The organism is Gemella sp. GH3 (assembly GCF_013415425.1).
Lineage (GTDB): Bacteria > Bacillota > Bacilli > Staphylococcales > Gemellaceae > Gemelliphila.
Genome location: NZ_JACBYC010000126.1, coordinates 1 through 463, shown reverse-complemented (window position 1 = coordinate 463; position 463 = coordinate 1). Strand labels below are relative to the sequence as shown.

The following is a 463-nucleotide window of genomic DNA, read 5'->3' as shown; positions in this document are numbered from 1 at the left end:
TATATGCACCATTCCCCTCACTATTTGTGGTAGTGAGGGGATTTTTGATGCGGCTTAACGTCGCCTTCTATTTATTACGTTTACTACTAAGCCAGTAAGTAAAATACGCAACTGCACAGCCACTAATGACTGGTGCAATGATGTGAACGAAGATCATAAGCATATTAAGCACCTCCTTCCGTCGAAAATACCGCCGGAAGTTAAGGCGACTCTATTATTATATCATCTGTAAACACGTAAGCATATCCACTTCCGATAAGTGAACTTATGTCAAAAGTATTATCTATAAAAAAACAAGTTACCTTTATTATTAAGTCTACTTAGTGGCCATAAAACATAATCAAAGTCATATTAGCGTACATAATTAAGTCGAATTATGATTTTTAGAAAGCGCGTATTGGTCACTTGTATTATTTATCATACTGCTTATAAAGTATAAATAAATGAAAAATGTCTTACTCAT

1 protein-coding gene is annotated in these 463 nt (G+C 34.1%); it reads right to left on the bottom strand.

The features are described 5' to 3' along the window. Window positions 1-67: 67 nt before the first annotated feature. Complete coding sequence (locus tag HZY83_RS05290) at window positions 68-163, bottom strand: type I toxin-antitoxin system Fst family toxin (RefSeq protein WP_002441941.1); 96 nt, start codon at window positions 161-163, stop codon at window positions 68-70. Between the last annotated feature and the right edge of the window lie 300 nt (window positions 164-463).